The 17,508-nt window shown below is 58.5% G+C and carries 15 protein-coding genes; 6 read left to right on the forward strand and 9 right to left on the reverse strand.

Annotated features, from left to right (window positions below):
* Positions 1-37 precede the first annotated feature (37 nt).
* From miaA to JQR86_RS16580, 5 genes are all read right to left on the reverse strand, one after another.
* Positions 38-1,006 (reverse strand): tRNA (adenosine(37)-N6)-dimethylallyltransferase MiaA, encoded by a 969-nt coding sequence (miaA, locus tag JQR86_RS16560; RefSeq protein WP_407362802.1) that lies wholly within the window; start codon positions 1,004-1,006, stop codon positions 38-40.
* Positions 1,007-1,048: 42 nt separating this feature from the next.
* Complete coding sequence (gene mutL / locus JQR86_RS16565) at positions 1,049-3,013, reverse strand: DNA mismatch repair endonuclease MutL (RefSeq protein WP_407362801.1); 1,965 nt, start codon at positions 3,011-3,013, stop codon at positions 1,049-1,051.
* A gap of 122 nt (positions 3,014-3,135) precedes the next feature.
* Positions 3,136-4,413 (reverse strand): N-acetylmuramoyl-L-alanine amidase, encoded by a 1,278-nt coding sequence (locus JQR86_RS16570; RefSeq protein ID WP_010796918.1) that lies wholly within the window; start codon positions 4,411-4,413, stop codon positions 3,136-3,138.
* 5 nt (positions 4,414-4,418) lie between these two features.
* Positions 4,419-4,907 carry a tRNA (adenosine(37)-N6)-threonylcarbamoyltransferase complex ATPase subunit type 1 TsaE gene (gene tsaE / locus JQR86_RS16575; RefSeq protein ID WP_125887321.1) on the reverse strand — a complete coding sequence of 163 codons (489 nt, stop codon included), beginning with the start codon at positions 4,905-4,907 and terminating at the stop codon, positions 4,419-4,421.
* Positions 4,895-6,382, reverse strand: a complete 1,488-nt coding sequence (locus tag JQR86_RS16580; RefSeq protein WP_407362800.1) for an NAD(P)H-hydrate dehydratase — start codon at positions 6,380-6,382, stop codon at positions 4,895-4,897. Before JQR86_RS16580 ends, tsaE begins: the two co-directional genes overlap by 13 nt.
* 58 nt (positions 6,383-6,440) lie before the next feature.
* Between JQR86_RS16580 and queG the strand changes: the two genes are divergently transcribed.
* Complete coding sequence (gene queG, locus JQR86_RS16585; RefSeq protein ID WP_407362799.1) at positions 6,441-7,505, forward strand: tRNA epoxyqueuosine(34) reductase QueG; 1,065 nt, start codon at positions 6,441-6,443, stop codon at positions 7,503-7,505.
* On the opposite strand, the gene orn is transcribed toward queG, so the two are convergent.
* Positions 7,502-8,044: an oligoribonuclease gene (gene orn / locus JQR86_RS16590; protein WP_010796914.1), complete on the reverse strand. Its 543-nt coding sequence runs from the start codon at positions 8,042-8,044 to the stop codon at positions 7,502-7,504. The two genes, queG and orn, sit on opposite strands and share 4 nt — an antisense overlap.
* A gap of 71 nt (positions 8,045-8,115) precedes the next feature.
* A complete protein-coding gene (locus JQR86_RS16595; RefSeq protein ID WP_073449590.1) occupies positions 8,116-8,886 on the reverse strand; it encodes a trans-aconitate methyltransferase in 771 nt (256 codons plus the stop codon).
* Between the two features lie 128 nt (positions 8,887-9,014).
* Here JQR86_RS16595 and rsgA point away from each other — a divergent pair, with 128 nt between their 5' ends.
* A complete protein-coding gene (gene rsgA, locus JQR86_RS16600; RefSeq protein ID WP_219650884.1) occupies positions 9,015-10,034 on the forward strand; it encodes a small ribosomal subunit biogenesis GTPase RsgA in 1,020 nt (339 codons plus the stop codon).
* A 23-nt stretch (positions 10,035-10,057) separates the two neighbouring features.
* Here the strand turns inward: rsgA and motB are convergent, their stop codons facing one another.
* Both motB and motA read right to left on the reverse strand, forming a co-directional pair.
* A complete protein-coding gene (gene motB, locus JQR86_RS16605; RefSeq protein WP_407362798.1) occupies positions 10,058-11,167 on the reverse strand; it encodes a flagellar motor protein MotB in 1,110 nt (369 codons plus the stop codon).
* A gap of 12 nt (positions 11,168-11,179) precedes the next feature.
* A complete protein-coding gene (gene motA / locus JQR86_RS16610; RefSeq protein ID WP_010796910.1) occupies positions 11,180-12,031 on the reverse strand; it encodes a flagellar motor stator protein MotA in 852 nt (283 codons plus the stop codon).
* Positions 12,032-12,145: 114 nt separating this feature from the next.
* Here motA and JQR86_RS16615 point away from each other — a divergent pair, with 114 nt between their 5' ends.
* From JQR86_RS16615 to JQR86_RS16630, 4 genes are all read left to right on the forward strand, one after another.
* Entirely contained in the window at positions 12,146-13,696 is a 1,551-nt protein-coding gene (locus tag JQR86_RS16615) for an HDOD domain-containing protein (protein WP_407362797.1), read from the forward strand.
* Positions 13,697-13,738: 42 nt separating this feature from the next.
* The gene (rhdA, locus tag JQR86_RS16620) at positions 13,739-14,551 is read left to right on the forward strand and encodes a thiosulfate sulfurtransferase (RefSeq protein WP_150348107.1); all 813 of its coding nucleotides are present in this window, start codon (positions 13,739-13,741) and stop codon (positions 14,549-14,551) included.
* A 150-nt stretch (positions 14,552-14,701) separates the two neighbouring features.
* The gene (asd, locus tag JQR86_RS16625) at positions 14,702-15,595 is read left to right on the forward strand and encodes an archaetidylserine decarboxylase (RefSeq protein ID WP_150348672.1); all 894 of its coding nucleotides are present in this window, start codon (positions 14,702-14,704) and stop codon (positions 15,593-15,595) included.
* 103 nt (positions 15,596-15,698) lie between these two features.
* Positions 15,699-17,495, forward strand: coding sequence for a molecular chaperone (locus tag JQR86_RS16630; RefSeq protein WP_150348108.1), 1,797 nt, complete (start codon positions 15,699-15,701; stop codon positions 17,493-17,495).
* Positions 17,496-17,508: the final 13 nt, after the last annotated feature.

The raw sequence follows: 17,508 nt of genomic DNA on the forward strand, positions 1-17,508 counted from the left end.
GAAGGTTCGCCATCACCGGCGTGGTTCTTCTTGAGACTCAACTGCATATGGAGACCGCCTTAAGGCTTTTCAAGACACGCGACACATTGTCACGGGCCATACTGTCCAACCACTGTAGCTGGCCCCAGCTGCGTAGCCAGGTAAGCTGCCGTTTAGCCAGCTGACGCGTGGCGATAATGCCGCGCTCTGTCATTTCGTCGTAACTCATTCCGCCGTCCAGATACTCCCATACTTGACGGTAGCCTACGGCACGCATGGAGGGTAGTTCAGGCTGCAAATCACCTCTCGCCCGTAGACGTGAGACCTCATCGACAAAGCCCTGTTCCAGCATGTGGCGGAAACGCTGGGCTATTCGCGCATGCAACAGCGCACGCTCTTGAGGAGCAATAGCCAGATGAACGGCAGTATACGGGAAATGTGCGACAAACGGCGCGTCGGAATCTGCATTTCCTTGTCTTTGACGCTCCCGATGCTCGGTCATCGTCATTCCACTGACGCGATGGACTTCCAGTGCACGGGTCAGGCGCTGGGGGTCATTGGGATGGATGCGCGCCGCTGACTCAGGATCGACCTCTGCCAGTTGCCGATGAACCTCACCCCACCCCTGCTCTGCCGCAACGGTTTCGATTTCGGCACGAATGGTTGGATCGGCGCTGGGCATGTCCGCTAACCCCTCAAGGAGCGCCTTGAAATACAGCATGGTGCCGCCTACCAGCAGAGGAATACGCCCTGCCGCCGTGATGTCTGCCATTGCCTGACGGGCATCGGCACAGAAATCAGCTGCCGAATAGGTCTCGCTGGGCTCGCGGATGTCGATCAGACGATGGGGAAAAGCCTCCAGAAGTGCTTTCGAGGGCTTGGCCGTACCGATATCCATCTCACGATACACCAGCGCCGAGTCGACACTGATCAAGTCGCATGGCAGAACCTTGGCAAGCTCAAGGGCTAGATCGGTCTTGCCGGAGGCTGTAGGGCCCATCAGAAAAATGGCAGGTGGAAAAGACATGGAAACTCTCATGAAAGTCGACGCCGCGTCATGCAACTTCGATTACCTGCCACGCAGGAATAATTTATCGAGATCATCAAGGCCCATCTGCGTCCATGTGGGTCGACCATGATTGCATTGGCCGCTTCGCTCGGTGATCTCCATATCCCGTAGCAAAGCGTTCATTTCAGGCACTGTCAAACGCCGGTTGGCTCTGACGGAGCCGTGACAGGCCATGGTGCCCAGCAGTTCGTTGATATGCGCCTGGATACGATCACTCGTGCCGTACTCCAGAAGATCTGCCAGAACATCTCGAACCAGATCACCTGCTTCGGCCTGTTTTAGCAGCGCAGGTATCTGCCGGATGGCAAGGGTTTCCGGTCCCAGCCGCTGCAGCTCAAAGCCCAGCCTGGAAAACCATTGGGCATGTTCTTCTGCACAATCGGCCTCTCGCTCGCTGACCGCCAATGACTCAGGCACCAGAAGTGGCTGCCCACGCAAGCCTTCACTGGCCATGGCAACCTTCAGACGCTCATAGGTAATACGCTCATGAGCAGCGTGCATGTCGACCAGCACTAGACCGTGAGCGTTTTCCGCCAGGATATAAATGCCCTTGAGCTGAGCCAGGGCATAGCCCAACGGAGGAATATCCCCCTGGCTTTCCGGCAAGGCAGCCGGCATAGCTCCTGTACTACTGGCCGCAGAAGGCAACGGAGCAAAAAAGGTCTGGTAGGCTCCCTGCAGCTCGGCCACACTCTGGGTAGGGTATGCCGGCTTGGCCGAATAGCTGCCGGAGCCGCCGTAGCTTCCACCAGAACCACCGCCAGCAACTGGCCGTGGCGATGTTTCCGGCATGGCCGGTTCGATGCGATACGATGCAGGCGCAGGCTGGCTACTTTCCAGTGCATGCGCCGCCAGACTCATCTCACCTTGGGGACCAAATTCTCCTGCAGCGGAGCCTGTGGCGCGAGGCGGCACGGTAACAGCCGATGCCGGTGCCGTCACCTGATCGTCCGGACGCACATCGGCCAGCGCACGGTGCAAGGTGCCGTAAAGGAAATCATGCACCATCCGCGTATCCCGGAACCGAACTTCATGCTTGGTGGGATGTACGTTCACATCCACCACGCCTGGGTCGAGTTCGAGAAACAACACGAATGCAGGGTGCCGCCCGTTATAGAGGACATCGCGATAGGCCTGACGGATAGCATGCGCAACCAGCTTGTCGCGCACCATGCGACCATTCACGTAGAAATACTGCAGGTCCGCCTGGCTGCGAGAGAAGGTCGGCATGCCGACCCAGCCCCACAGGCGCAGCTCGCCGCGTTCATTCTGAATAGGCAGGGCCTGCTCCAGAAAATTCGGCCCACAGACCGCCGCGACACGGCGGGCCTGGGTAAGGTCATCCGTAGCCTCACGCAGGGCTAGAATGCTCTTGCCGTTGTGGCGAAGATTGAACCCTACATCGAAGCGGGCCAGGGCCAGGCGCTTGATAACCTCCTGCAGATGGTCGAATTCGGTTTTTTCCGAACGCAGGAATTTACGACGCGCCGGTGTATTGAAGAAAAGGTCGCGCACTTCGACCGTGGTGCCTTGCGGATGCGCGGCCGGTTTGACTGATGAGTGCATTTCTCGCCCTTCGGTCTCGACCTGCCACGCCTGATCGGCATCCTGGTGGCGTGATGTAAGGGTCAGGCGCGAAACCGAGCTGATCGAGGCAAGCGCTTCTCCTCGAAAGCCCAGGCTGATGACATGCTCAAGTTCATCCAGGTTATAGATCTTGCTGGTCGCATGGCGCTCCAGCGCCAGAGGCAGGTCGTCAGAAGGAATACCGCTACCATCGTCCCTGATTCGCAGCAGCTTGACACCGCCCTGCTCGACATCAATGTCGATACGGCGTGCCCCAGCATCCAGACTGTTTTCCAACAGTTCCTTGGCTACCGAGGCCGGGCGCTCAACCACCTCGCCGGCGGCAATCTGGTTGGCCAGACGTGGGCTGAGCAGTTGAATACGACGAAGTTCAGTCATGGAATTAGCCAGGCTGGTCTGAGAGTCGAATGGAAAGCAGTGCCAAAACGAAACCGGCCGCGCTGCCCGAGGCAGTGGCAGCCGGCCGATTCGAACCGCTATGGCGTAGGCATCTCGCTATTTTAGCGCGAGCCGGTTGCCACTTGCTGTGCTTTTTGGTCACGCAGCCAGGCCAGGTATGTACCTGGCGGCGGACTCTTCTGGAAGTACGTGGAAATACCGCTGCGGATCTGCCGTGCCAGCAATTCCTGATGTGAGGCCGTTGCAAGCTTGACGGACTCGGTCGGGTTCGAGATGAACCCGGTTTCAACCAGGATCGAAGGAATATCCGGCGATTTCAACACCACGAAGGCAGCCTGCTCCACGCGATTATGCAGGAGCTTGGTCTGTTGCCCGATGTTGGCCAGAACCTTCTGCCCGACATCCAGACTTGCGGACATGGTAGAGGTCATGGACAGATCCAGCAAAACACCGGCAAGCATCTGATCCTTGTTGTCCAGAGCACTGCCCACCCCGCCTACAAGGTCCGAGCTGTTTTCAGTATCTGCCAGCCAGCGCGCTGTTTCAGACGTGGCGCCCCGCTGAGAAAGCGCAAATACCGATACACCCGAGGCGGTTCGGTTGGGCGCTGCGTCGGCATGAATGGACACAAACAGATCAGCCCCTTTCTTACGCGCTATCTCGGTACGCTTGCGCAAGGGGATGTAATAGTCACCCGTACGGGTCAGCTCGGCCTTGAAGCCCTTCATGCTGTTGATCTGGGCTTGCAGTTTTCGCCCGATGGCCAACGTGATGTTCTTTTCATAAAGGCCGCCACCCTTGGCAATTGCACCAGGGTCTTCACCGCCATGACCAGGGTCGATCACTACAATGATGTCGCGCTTGCCAGAGGGACCAGCCGGCACGGTGACCTTGGGCTGCGCAGGGGTTACCGGCGCAGATGGCTCACCCGGCGTAGGCGTCGCGGGAATATCAGATGACAGGTCCGCGCCCTGATCGAACAGATCGACTACCAGACGATTTCCGTACTGCTGATTAGGCGCAAGCGTAAAGCTCTTGGGCGTAACCTGCTGGGACACATCGAGCACCATGCGCAGCTCGTCGGCTGAGCGTTGGGCCGAGCGCAGTCCGGTAATCGGTGTACCCTTCAGGCGAGCCTCGTTGAGCTTGGTCGCCAGTTTGGCTCCGCTGACATCAATGACGATCCGGTTGGGCGACGTCAGAGTAAAGACATTGGCTTTGACCGGCCCTGACAAATCGAATACCAGGCGCGTATTGTCCGGCGCACGCCAGACACGCATATCCTTGATATCTGACGCCGCCAACACCTGGCTGGCCAGACAACACAAAATGACTCCCAACGTTGCCCATCCCAGGCGTACACGCTTCCCCCACCCCATTTGCATCAAACTCCTGTGGATAGGGCGGCACGCCAGGCATCACCATGTGAGCCTTGAAAAACCAACTGCACGTTACGGCCGCCCGCATGCGGCGTAATGGTAATGTCCAGGTCTGGCTTTGGCAAAAGCCCCATGCCCCGCTCAGGCCATTCGATCAGACAAAGGGCATCACCGGTGAAGTAATCCCGAATTCCCATGAACTCGAGTTCTTCCGGATCAGCCAGACGATACAGATCGAAATGGTAGACCCGGATCTCACCGATCTCGTACGGCTCGACCAGCGTAAAGGTAGGGCTCTTGACCGCACCTGTATGGCCTAGACCCCGCACGATGCCGCGTGACAAGGTCGTCTTGCCGGCTCCGAGGTCTCCGTGAAGATAAAGCGTTCCACGGCCGCCGCTGGCCAGGGCTATCGTGTTGCCCAGGGCTGTCATGGCGTCCTCGTCAGGCGCGAACAGGGTTATCGTCTCGCACGAAGGCGTTACTGCAGACATGGATTGTAACTCTCTAAAAGCTGACGAACGGTATCAGGTAAATCACTGGCAGCCAGTCCTCGACCATGCTGCCCCAGCAGCTCTCCCGCCCGGCCATGTAGCCAGGCACCCAGGCAGGCAGCCTCGAATGCTGAGAGGTGTTGTGCCAGTAAGGCGGCAATAATGCCTGTGAGCACATCGCCTGCGCCACCGGTAGACATCGCCGGGTGACCACGCCCGCAGAGCGCCATGCGGCCATCCGGTGCAGCAATAAGGGTCCCGAGGCCTTTGAGCAGCACCACTGCACCATAGTGCTCCGCCAGCTTTCGGGCTGCGGCCGGGCGTCGACTCTGAATCGTGGCAATATCGCTACGCAACAGGCGCGCAGCCTCACCTGGGTGAGGGGTCATGATCCACTCGCCCCTGGGCTTGGTGACCGCCTGGCTGGCCAGCAGGTTTAGCGCATCGGCATCCCATACCTGAGGTACTTCTCGGGACGCCGCCACGCTGATCACACTGCGGCTCCAGGCGCCCTGCCCCAGACCAGGCCCGACGGCCAGGACATCGGCTTTTTCTGCCAGGGCAATGACTTTACCCGCGGACTCGACACCTGCCACCATCACTTCAGGTCGACGTGCCAGTACAGGCGCTACATTCGAAGGCCGCGTAGCCAGAGAAATCATGCCGGCGCCGCAGCGGAGCGCTGCCTCTGAGGTCATGAGCGCAGCGCCGCCAGTGCCTTCGTCCCCTCCGATGACCAACACATGGCCGAAGTTGCCCTTGTGCGAGCTGCGCTTACGCGGCTTAAGCTTGGGCAGATTACGGGGCGCCAGGCGTTGCGCCATGGCATCGGCAGGATTCTGGGGTTCCTCAACCAGGGCGGCAAACTCGATACTGCCGCAGTAGTCAGGCCCATTGCCTGTCAACAGCCCGAGCTTGAGACCGATAAAGGTAATGGTAAGGTTGGCTTTGACGGCTTGATCCCTGACAAAGCCTGTATCAGCGTTGAGCCCCGAGGGAATATCGACGGCCACGACCGGAAGGTCGCAGCTATTGATCTGCTCGATGGCCTTGGCATACGGCTCACGTACTTCGCCGGAAAAGCCGGTACCCAGCATGGCGTCCACTACAACGCCTGTCAGCTTTACGCCCGCTCGCCAAGGCTCCGGGTTGATACCGGTACCCTTGGCCTCCATATATGCCTTGGCCGCATCGCCTTCGAGCTTTTCAGGGTCGCTCAGGTAATACACGTTTACCGGCCAGCCACTCCGCTGAGCAAGCGAGGCGATTAGATAACCGTCTGCGCCATTATTACCGCCCCCGGCAAAAACAGTCAGTGCACCGGCATCGGGCCAGCGTTGACGCAGGGACCGCCAGGCGGCTCGCGCGGCACGGTGCATAAGTTCGAAACCGGAAGTACCCGATTCGATCAGACGCGCGTCGAGCGCTCGTACCTGCGCAGCGCTATAGAGGGAAAGCGGCAGTTCGTCGTGCATGCGATACCAAGCTCCAAGGTCTGGCAAAATAGGTTCTCGTCAGTAACTTAAACACGTCATGTCTTCTTACGCACTCGATCTCGATACGCTAGCAGCCTCCATCAAGGAATGGGGTCGCGAGCTGGGTTTTCAGCAGACCGGCATTACCGGTGTAGCGCTGGGCGACCACGAAGCGTACCTCGAGCGCTGGCTGGCCGCGGGCTATCACGGCGAGATGGACTATATGGCCGCACACGGACAAAAACGTTCGCGCCCGGACGAACTGGTGCCAGGCACGCTACGGATCGTTTCGCTTCGCATGGATTATCTGCCGGGCGATACCGACATGGCGAAGCGACTGGCGGACCCTGCACACGCCTATATCTCTCGCTACGCCCTGGGCCGCGATTATCACAAACTGATCCGCAAACGGCTGCAACAGCTGGCCGAACGTATTCAAGCCACGATTGGCCCGTTCGGCTACCGTGCATTCGTCGACAGCGCCCCTGTGCTTGAGAAAGCGCTGGCGGAAAAGGCCGGCCTGGGCTGGATCGGCAAGAACACGCTGGTGCTCAACCGCAAGGCAGGCAGTTATTTCTTTCTGGGAGAACTCTTTACCGACCTACCCCTGCCTGTCGATGAGCCTCATCCCAGCAATCACTGTGGCCGGTGCAGCGCCTGCATGGATATCTGTCCGACACAGGCGTTCGTTGCCCCCTATGTACTGGATGCGCGGCGCTGCATTTCCTACCTGACGATCGAGTTCAAGGGCTCGATTCCCGAGGAACTGCGCCCGTTGATCGGCAACCGGGTCTTTGGCTGCGATGACTGCCAGATTGTCTGCCCTTGGAACCGATTCGCCAAGCCCACCGCGCAACCGGACTTCCAGCCACGGCATAACTTGGACAACAGTGATCTGGTGACGCTATTTCGTTGGACGGAAAACGAATTTCTAAGTCGTACGGAGGGTTCGCCCTTACGCCGGGCAGGCTACGAGCGCTGGCTGCGCAACCTGGCGGTGGCGCTGGGCAACGCGCCTACCAGCATTCCGGTGGTCGAAGCATTGAAGGCGCACCAGCAACACCCATCTCCACTTGTGCGCGAACATGTGGAGTGGGCGCTGGGGCGTCACGGCTATGCCTAGACCTTGATGAAGTGCTTGCGGTAGTAGCGCAGCTCCTCAATGGAGTCGCGGATATCGTCCAGCGCCAGATGACTGCCGGTCTTCTTTACGCCATCACGGACATGAGGAGCCCATCGCGCCGCCAGCTCTTTCAGAGTTGAAACATCCAGGTTGCGATAGTGGAAATAGGCTTCCAGTTGCGGCATGTGCCGATAAAGAAAGCGGCGGTCCTGGCAAATGCTGTTTCCGCAAATAGGCGACTTGCGCGCCGGCACCCACTGCTCGAGGAAGGCCAGGGTCTGGCGCTCGGCCTCCGCCATGCTGATGGTGCTTTCGCGGACCCGCTGGGTCAGGCCTGACTGGCCGTGCTGACGTGTGTTCCACTCGTCCATGCCGTTCAGAATCTCGTCCGGCTGATGAATCGCGATGACCGGACCTTCGGCCAAGGTGTTCAGCTCACTGTCCGTCACGATGGTGGCCATTTCTATGATCACATCGTTATCCGGATCCAGGCCGGTCATTTCGAGGTCGATCCAGATCAGGTTCTGGTCATTCTGCATGGCAATACTCCTTAAGCAATGCAGGCAGTTTAGCGGAATAAATACAGCTCGGCTGGCCTTGCGCCACGCCGTCAGCGTTGCCAGATGAGAATTTTCGACTGGCGCCAGTCATTCAGCTCGATGACCTGCCGGGGAGGCACACCCGGAATCTCGAACGTGTTGCTGACAAACAGCGCACCCGGACGCATTTCGGCCTGCGCTTTTTTCCATAGGTCAGGCATTGGGGCGGGCGAGAGAAAACAGTAGACGACATCGTATTCAGCCAGATCGACTTTCCAGAGGCTCTGATAACGAATCCGACAGTTACGTCGTGGCAGGCAGCGCAGCCAGGAGAGCAGAAAGCTCATTGGCGCAGTCTCGACGCCCGTAAAATGGCTTTTAGGGTGCAAACGCGACAGATAGACGAGCGTTCCGGCCAGACCGCTTCCCAGGTCGATGAAAGACACCTTATCTGATCGTTCAGCTATCAGCTCACTGAGCTTTCGCTGTGTCTCATGCCCGGTCAGATAGAGCGGAACCCGTTCGGTTAGGCTGTTCCAGTTCAAGAGCAGAATAACGAAAAATCCTGCGAGAAAGACCCAACCGGGAATGGCATAACCGGCGAAGGCAACCAGGGCTGGTACGAAAGCCAGATTGATGAAGAGCCACCAACGGTGCAGGCCCATCCACTGCCCAAGCGCTGCGGCCAGGACCCCTTGCAGGCACGCCGCACCGATCAACGGTGCGCGGTAATGGAGCGTAACCAGACCAACCTGTAGAACAATCCAGGTAACAAGCAGTGCAAGCACCTGCACCAGTAATGCAAGGATAGCGGGATATCGGCGGCGTAAGGTGTCGAGCATATGGCCAAGTCATAACAGCGGATAATGCTGTGCAGTCTAGCCAAGATCCGACCGCTGGACGATCTCTGCCCCGGCAGGCGAACCGCCTGTTAGACTTCATCTTTACTTCAGGTTTATCGAGCTACTTAATGGCCAAACGCCACCTCACTCGCCGGCAAAGCTGGCGTATTGAAAAGATTCAGACCGAACGTGCGGCTCGCGCCGAGCGTCGGGAGTCCCGGTTGATCGAAGAGCTTGAGGGTGGCGACCTGGGCCCGGAGTTGAAGGGTCGGATCATTGCCCACTTTGGTGTACAGGTAGAGGTGGAGGGCGAAGACGGCCAGCTCCAGCGCTGCCACTTGCGCGCCAACCTGCCAGCCCTGGTGACGGGAGACCGGGTAGTCTGGCGGGCGGGTAATCAGGGCATTGGCGTTATCGTCGCCCAACTGCCTCGAATTTCGGAGCTGTGCCGTCCCGACATGCGGGGTGTCCTGAAGCCAGTTGCGGCCAACGTCGATCGATTGATCATTGTATTTGCGCCGATTCCCGAGCCCCACAGCAACCTGATCGACCGCTATCTGGTCGCAGCCGAGCATGCCAGCATTCAGCCTATTCTACTATTGAACAAGGCTGATCTGATCGATGAAAGTAATGCCGAGCGGATGGATAACCTGCTGGGCATCTACAACAACCTGGGCTACCCCTTGCTCGAAGTATCGGCGTTGAACGGCCTAAGCCTGGACAAGCTGAAAGAGACGCTCGATGGACACATCAGTGTTTTCGTAGGGCAGTCCGGTGTAGGCAAATCATCGCTGGTAAACGCCTTGTTGCCGGGCGTGGACACGCGTGTCGGGGCGTTGTCCGAGATAACCGGCAAAGGAACGCATACGACCACCACGGCCCGCCTGTTCCACTTCCCGGGCGGCGGCGATCTGATCGACTCACCCGGTATCCGCGAGTTCGGCCTGGGTCATGTAAGCCGTCAGGATGTGGAAGCCGGCTTTATCGAGTTCGCCGACCTTATCGGGCATTGCCGCTTCCGTGACTGTAAGCACGACCGGGAGCCGGGCTGTGCTTTTCTGGCGGCGCAGGAAGAGGGTCGAATTCACCCTCAACGCATGGCCAGTTACCGTCACATTATCGCCAGCCTGCCCGAACCTGAGTACTAGGTCCGGGCAGACCCTCTTTACCGCTAGGGCTTAGGCGGCGGGCTCATTTGCAGAGCACCGTCGTCGAAGGCATTGATTTCCTTCTTCAGGTCGATGCCCTTGAGCGGGTTGGCCAGATTACTCGTAGCCTTCACGCTACCGGGGCTACCGGTCGAGGCACCCGTGTCGCTGCCTGCCGGAGCCTGGCCCGGAGTCGCGGCCGGCGGGGTATCGGCTTGGCCGCCATTGTCACCCTCGATGGCCTTCTGAGCCTTCTTGGTCAGAACAACAATATCGATACGACGGTTGACCGGGTCGAGCGGGTCCTTGCGATCGAACAGTGCCGACGAGGCATACCCTACTACACGGGCCACCTGGTTCTCTGGGTAACTACCTGCCACCAGCGCTCGACGGGCCGCATTGGCACGAGCAGCCGACAGTTCCCAGTTGCCGTAGTACCCCTTCCCTACGAACGGCTTGGCATCGGTGTGACCGCTGATGCTGATCTTGTTCGGAACTTCCCTGATCGTATCCGCCATGGCCAGCAGGATATTCTCGAAGTACATCTTCAGCTCAGCACTGCCCGAGTCGAACATCGGCCGATTTTCCGCATCGACGATCTGGATACGCAGGCCGTCCTGAGTGATCTCGAGCAGGATCTGATCCTTGAAACGCTGCAGATCCGGGTTCTCGTTGATCTTGTTCTGCAATTCCTGCAGGAGCAGTTGCAGGCGCTCCTTGTCGATCTTCTCCGCGATGTTCTCGGCCTGCTGAGCATCAATGCCGCCCGCATCGGCTGGGCTCGGCTTGGTAGTCTGGTCGATCTGCTCCTCATCAGTGCTATCAGGTGAATCCGGCGTCTTGGGGTCATTTTCCATCGTCGGGTTCAGCGTCTGATTGGGAGACGGTGTTGGCGTACCGCCAAGGTCGATCACATAAGGACTTCCGCTTTCCGTAAACCCGATCGGGTCCTGAAAGTAGCCTGAAATGGCGATCCGCTGCTCGGGAGTGGTCGAAATCAACAGCCACATCACCAGGAAGAACGCCATCAGGGCTGTCATGAAGTCGGCGAAGGCAATCTTCCAGGCGCCGCCATGGTGCCCGCCTTCAACTTTCTTGACGCGCTTTATGATAATGGGCTGGTTGTTATCCATGACGGCTTAACCTCACGCGCCGCGCATTGCTTGCTCAAGCTCGATGAAGCTTGGGCGATGGGCGGGATACAGGACTTTACGACCGAACTCGACAGCCACGGTTGGCGGCATGCCCGATGCGGAAGCAACCAGGGTGGCCTTGATGGACTCGAGAACGTTCAGTTCTTCCTTGGCGTCATGCTCGAGCGAGGCCGCCAAGGGTGCAAAGAAGCCGTAGGACGCCAGAATACCCAGGAACGTACCTACCAGGGCGGTACCTACGCTCGCACCAATCTTGATGGTGTCCCCTTCGGCCAACAGGCCCATGGTAATTACGATACCCAGTACCGCTGCCACAATACCCATGGCTGGCATACCGTCGGCGATCTTGGCTACGGCATGAGAAGGGTGCTCAAGGTCAGCCTTGGTGCTGTTCAGCTCCATGTCGAATAACCCTTCCAATTCGTGCGGAGCCATATTGCCAGACGACATCAGACGCAGATAATCAGTGATGAAGGCTGTCATCCGTGCATCTTTGAGGATGGCTGGGTATTTGCTGAAGATCGGGCTTTCGTTAGGCTCTTCAATATCGCCCTCGATGGACATCATGCCCTCACGACGGCTCTTGTTGAGGATTTCGTAGAGTAGCTTGAGCACGTCCAGGTAGTACGCATGAGTGAAGCGATGACCAAACATGGACAAAGACTTCTTAAACACGATCTTGAAGGTGCTGCCCGAGTTGGCCTGTAAAAAGGCACCCAACGAAGCGCCACCAATCGTCAGCACTTCGTAAGGATGCACGAGAGCCATGATACTGCCGCCCGACAGCACGAAGCCTGCGAGTATGCTACCGATGACAACGATAATGCCGATGATCTTGACCATGATTTTCAAACACTTCTAGTTAAACAAGGGCCCACAAAGAGGCTGCTGATTTAGTTATCGGATAATCTGCGCCAGACTGTAGGTATTTCTGTAAGCCATTCATGCGAGCTCTCTATGTCCATTACTACCGCTCGTCCAAATACGCTCGACGCCTGGCTGAAAAGGCTGGAAAGCGTACGTTTATCCGTCCCCCAGGAAGTCAAGGAAGATGTCCGCAGGGCTCTGGCCAATGGCAACAAGACCGTTCCTGAAATTGCCGAGGTGGCGCTTCAGTCACCGATCCTATCGCTGGTGCTGCTAAGGGAGTCCAATCGAAGCCAGCTTGGCCGGGAGAATCCTGCGGTTTCGCTGGAAGTAGCCTTGAGCCGGCTCGGGCTGGGTCCTACTGAGTACCTGTTATCGGCACTTCCGTCGGAAGCTAAAGAGAAATACTCGCCAGCCCTTTCGCAGCTCTTGTTGATCAGCGAACACGCCATGGCGCAGGCCAATGGCCTCTTCGGCAATACCCTGGCTCGCCTGCGCCAGGAGGTTCGTCTCTCTACGCTTCTGTTCCTGGCGCCCGTGTGGCCACTGGCTCAGGCTTATCCAGAACTCTGGGAAGAGTGGGAGCAGCGGGTACTGGGCAACAACGAGCCGGCCATCACGGTCGAGCAGGAGCTGCTTGGCGTACCCCTTCTGGACCTGTGCCTGACCCTAGCCGAGCGCTGGAGCCTGCCCGCCTGGGTTGTAGACGGATATCGCCTGCTGGTGAAGGACCGTCGCCGCCTGGTCAAGGCGCTGCACATTGCCCACAACGATGCCCATCCTCTTCAGCAGCAACAGCGCCTGGATGAGGACTTGCCGCTACGTCGGTGGCTCACCCAGCCCGGCAACACAATTCTGTTGGCGAATGGCCTGGCCGTGGCCGCCCACCAGAGCTGGAGCAACCCGCACATCCTCCGCTGGCAACGGCTGGTCGGCCTCTATATGCATGAGTCACTGGATCATATTCAGCAGGTCACCCATCAGGCCGCCGCGCAGCATGCTCGCCAACAGTTCATTCCAGGCCTTTGGCATCCGGCCGAAGCCCTGATCTGGCCCTGGGATGCAAGACGCCTGCACTCAAACAGGAAGGCCGCGCCTGACACCCAATCAGCCGCGGCCAATAACCAAACGCCAGGCGATGGGCTGGACGCATGGCGCCGATATTGTGCCGAACTGGTAAAGACGCCCAGTTCCTTTAGCAACGGCATCCAGCTGACGGCTTGCGCCAGGGATGCCTTGGCGGCAACCGGCCTGCCACGCCTGCTCCTGTTGACACCCGATGCGGACCAAACAGTGCTCATGGCCCAAGGCATCCATGGCCTGCCCGAGGCAGCCAAGGGGCTTCAGCTGCCTATCAACAATCATCCCCTGCTGCGCAAGCTGATGAGCGATCCCGCCCAACTTCGTATTACCCCGGAGAACAGCGCTCAGTTTCGCCCTCACCTGCCTGGTAATCTGCAAGCCCTGTTTCCACACTCACACATGGTGCTGCGCTCGATGGGCAACAAAGGTCGCGTTTCGATGCTGGCTATCATTGACAACGGAGGCGAGCCGTTTTCCGAGCGCGACCAGCAGGCTATCAATAAAACTGTCACCTGCATCGAGCGTGGCGTGACGAGTTACGCCCAACGACTCACATGATCGCTACAATCGAACCCATGATTTCAGACCGGATGACCTGATATGTCCTTTACAGACCTGCCGCTCGTGATCGAGCCTGCCGACCTTGCCGCCCGCCTCGACACGCCGGAGCTGATTCTGGTCGATCTATCCAGCGCTGCGCATTATGCCGAGGGGCATGTGCCCGGCGCCCACTTCATTGCGCCCCAGCGTACACAACTGGGCAAACCTCCAGCGCCAGGGCTTCTCCCTGAAAAAGCCGACCTGGAAATATTGTTCAGCGAACTGGGCCATCGCCCTGAGGCCGTTTATGTCGTGTATGACGACGAAGGCGGTGGCTGGGCAGGACGTTTTATCTGGTTGCTGGATGTGATCGGTCATCACCGCTACCATTACCTTAACGGCGGCCGTCATGCCTGGGTCGAAGCGGGCCTGCCATTGACACAGGATGTGCCACCGCCGGTGGATACGCCGGTCAACCTCACGCTGCATGATGAGCCTACTGCAACGCGTGAGTATCTGCAGAGCCGCTTGGGTGCGGAAGACCTGGCCATTTGGGATGCACGCGGGCCACAGGAATATCGAGGCGAAAAAGTCCTGGCAGCCAAAGGCGGGCATATCCCGGGCGCCATCAATTTCGAGTGGACGGCCGGCATGGACCCGGCACGTAGTCTGCGTATCCGCAGCGATATGGCCGAAACACTTAATGCCTTGGGGATTACGCCCGACAAGGAAGTGATTACCCATTGCCAGACGCACCACCGCTCGGGATTTACCTATCTGGTCGCCAAGGCGCTGGGTTACCCCCGAGTCAAGGGTTATGCCGGCTCCTGGGGAGAATGGGGAAATCATCCGGATACACCGGTCGAACGCTGATAGCGGGTTTCCAGCGGCGAGCCGAATGGCTGTACAATGAAACGAGAACTGGGTCACGGCAATCTGACCCGGCCTTTTCTGTTTTGCCTTGTCTGGCCTCGCCCGCGGGTTCACGCTTCATATATTGCCGCTCAAGGACACACCATGAATTTGAAAGACCGCCTGTTCATTCTTAGCCAGCACGTACTGCCCCATCACTTCCTGTCACGGTTGATTGGCGGCTTCGCCGAATGCCGGATGCCCTGGTTCAAGAATGCCCTGACGGCATGGTTTGCCCGTCGCTACGACGTGGATATGCGCCAGGCTCAGGTCGAAGACCTGACGGCATACGAAAACTTCAATGCATTCTTTACCCGCAGCTTAAAGCCAGATGCACGTCCGCTACCGGAAGATCCGACAGCCATTGTCAGCCCGAGCGACGGCGAAGTCAGCCAGATCGGTCAGGTCGAGCATGGCCGTATTTTCCAGGCCAAGGGGCATAGCTACAGTCTGCTGGAGCTTATAGGGGGTGATGCCCAACGGGCTGCACCGTTCATGGGTGGATCGTTCGCGACGATCTACTTATCGCCCAAGGACTATCACCGCGTACACATGCCTATTGCCGGCACGCTGAAAGAGATGGTGTATGTACCCGGGCGAATCTTTTCGGTCAATCACCTGACCGCCGAGAACGTTCCGGAATTGTTTGCCCGCAATGAGCGTGTCGTGTGCATCTTCGATACCGAACGCGGTCCGATGGCCATGATTCTGGTCGGTGCCATGATCGTGGCCAGTATCGAGACCGTTTGGGCCGGTATGGTGACACCACCCAAGCGCATGTTGAAAACAACACGTTACGACGAAGCGGCACGTGCGCTCATTCATCTGGAAAAAGGTGAAGAAATGGGCCGTTTCAAGCTGGGCTCCACGGTTATCGTCCTGTTTGGCCCTGATCAAGTGAACTGGGCTCAGGAGCTAGGCGCCTTCAGCACGGTCAATATGGGACAGCAGATTGGCTCGCCCAAGGTCGCCGAGGTTATCGAGCCTCTGTTGGGAGACGTCTGACACCTGCGACACAGGGACGCTAGCCCGATACCGCTGGCGTCCAGTAGTTGAATATTGGGGATAATGACTGTTATCGCCGCTCAGTCTGGAGAACCGACAGTCAATGGATAGTAAAGGCCCTCAGCAGTTGCTGCGGGTACCGACGCCCACGCAGCGGAGCCTTACGTTCTGCGAAGCCAGCCCCGCCGGATTGAAACGCTGGCTGGACCAATTGCCGCGAGCAAAGCTCGGGGAAGTGGCGCGTCTATTGTACCAGGGGATGCTGGAAATCAACCAGCTGATCCAGCCGAACGATCAACGTCTGCGCATGCTTGAGTTGTTGCGACCGGAAGTGAACCGGACGTGTGTCATGCTCGAACGCCATGTTCTTGACCAGCCCATTGTGCTGGACGAGCGCTCACGCAAGGTAGCCAACCTGTGTCAGGCGCTACAGAACCATATGGCGGCAGGCTACAAGTTGGTGGTGGTCGACGAACTCAATACGCCCTCGCGTGATCGGGCCAGCCTGTTGCCATTGGCCCTACAGCGCGCCATGAAAGGCCTTTACGGCCCGCTGATTCGCGCAGCCCAATTGTATACCCCAGCAGCCGATCATCTCTGGCTGGAGCTGCATCAGCTCTTCCAGATCGCCCTGCGTCTCAACCTGCAGGGCCAGCGTGTACGGGACGACCTACTGACGCGCCCTGACGGCCAGAGTTTGCAAGAGGCCTATGCTGTCCCGCTGCTATTTGGGGCAGCGCGGTGTAACCAGATGCGCCAGCGTCAGATTGCCCAGCTGGTCGAGTACCTCGATCAATGGGCAAATCTCGTGCAGATAAAACCCGCTGACCAGCCAGGCGTACTGTTTGTAGTCGCACCTCAGATCGATGCGCCGCCACGTTACCGAACCCTCCTTAAGGAGGCCAGCCTGAGCGGCCTGCTAGGCCTGTCAACACAGGTATTGGTCAGCCAGATTTCTGATTATCTGGCATTGCCGCCGGAGGAGCGCAGCCGTGCACGCCTGCCAGTACAGCCGGATATCAGCACGGACCTGCTGCAACACCTGCGCGCGGCATGGGGCCAGGAATCCGACCGGGCCTTTCAACGCACCCCGGGTCAGGGACGCCTGGAGATCTGCATTGGCATGAGTGCGCTGCACTATCACCTTTCGGGTCGCGTAGCCTTTGCCCAGACGCTCAACTTGCCGGAACCGCCCAAGTCCAAGCCGGACTTTGCTCCGACTGAAAAGACGTCGGATGTATGGTCACTGGCCTTCGATGCCGAGCACAATACAAGTCTGGACGCGCATGAGGAAATCCACTACGACACGCCTGTGGATGTGAAAAGCGAACAGATTGAGCTGGATAAAACCTACCCCCTCTTCTCGCTGCCCATCGTCAATCACAGCCCGGGCGGCTATTGCGTCAGCTGGCCTGGCGAAGTGCCGGACCAACTGCAAGCGGGCGAAGTGTTGGGGCTGCGCGGCCTGAACGAGAACAGCTGGGGTATTGCGGTCATTCGCTGGATACGCCAGGTCCCTGGCAGCGGTACCCAGATGGGCGTCGAGCTGCTGGCGCCTACGGCTCGCCCCTGTGGATTGCAGCTGCTTCGCAAGACCGAGCAACACAGCCAATATCTGAGAGGCCTGCTGCTTCCTGAAATCAAGGCCATAGACCAGTCTCCCTCTCTCGTTGCCCCGCGTCTGCCCTTCCAGGAAGGCAGCAAGATTCAGATCAATCAGAAGGGAGTCGAGCAACAAGGCATGCTGACAAGGCGTCAAAATGCTACCGTTAGCTTCAGCGTCTTCGAATATCGTCTGCTGGAGCAGGCGCGACCGACGCCAGAAACACCCAGGCCGGGAAGCCAGGGACCGTCCTCCAATACAGAGGACGATTTTGACTCCTTATGGAAGTCTCTGTAGATTCCAGCCTCTT

It is taken from the genome of Pseudomonas sp. JZ134, from assembly GCF_051027695.1.
In the GTDB taxonomy this organism is placed as follows: domain Bacteria; phylum Pseudomonadota; class Gammaproteobacteria; order Pseudomonadales; family Pseudomonadaceae; genus Chryseomonas; species Chryseomonas luteola.

What these genes read in the sequence shown, in the direction of transcription:
- miaA (WP_407362802.1), bottom strand. Translation starts at nt 1,006, where the DNA reads ATGTCTTTTCCACCTGCCATTTTTCTGATGGGCCCTACAGCCTCCGGC.
- mutL (WP_407362801.1), bottom strand. Translation starts at nt 3,013, where the DNA reads ATGACTGAACTTCGTCGTATTCAACTGCTCAGCCCACGTCTGGCCAAC.
- JQR86_RS16570 (WP_010796918.1), bottom strand. Translation starts at nt 4,413, where the DNA reads ATGGGGTGGGGGAAGCGTGTACGCCTGGGATGGGCAACGTTGGGAGTC.
- tsaE (WP_125887321.1), bottom strand. Translation starts at nt 4,907, where the DNA reads ATGTCTGCAGTAACGCCTTCGTGCGAGACGATAACCCTGTTCGCGCCT.
- JQR86_RS16580 (WP_407362800.1), bottom strand. Translation starts at nt 6,382, where the DNA reads ATGCACGACGAACTGCCGCTTTCCCTCTATAGCGCTGCGCAGGTACGA.
- queG (WP_407362799.1), top strand. Translation starts at nt 6,441, where the DNA reads ATGTCTTCTTACGCACTCGATCTCGATACGCTAGCAGCCTCCATCAAG.
- orn (WP_010796914.1), bottom strand. Translation starts at nt 8,044, where the DNA reads ATGCAGAATGACCAGAACCTGATCTGGATCGACCTCGAAATGACCGGC.
- JQR86_RS16595 (WP_073449590.1), bottom strand. Translation starts at nt 8,886, where the DNA reads ATGCTCGACACCTTACGCCGCCGATATCCCGCTATCCTTGCATTACTG.
- rsgA (WP_219650884.1), top strand. Translation starts at nt 9,015, where the DNA reads ATGGCCAAACGCCACCTCACTCGCCGGCAAAGCTGGCGTATTGAAAAG.
- motB (WP_407362798.1), bottom strand. Translation starts at nt 11,167, where the DNA reads ATGGATAACAACCAGCCCATTATCATAAAGCGCGTCAAGAAAGTTGAA.
- motA (WP_010796910.1), bottom strand. Translation starts at nt 12,031, where the DNA reads ATGGTCAAGATCATCGGCATTATCGTTGTCATCGGTAGCATACTCGCA.
- JQR86_RS16615 (WP_407362797.1), top strand. Translation starts at nt 12,146, where the DNA reads ATGTCCATTACTACCGCTCGTCCAAATACGCTCGACGCCTGGCTGAAA.
- rhdA (WP_150348107.1), top strand. Translation starts at nt 13,739, where the DNA reads ATGTCCTTTACAGACCTGCCGCTCGTGATCGAGCCTGCCGACCTTGCC.
- JQR86_RS16630 (WP_150348108.1), top strand. Translation starts at nt 15,699, where the DNA reads ATGGATAGTAAAGGCCCTCAGCAGTTGCTGCGGGTACCGACGCCCACG.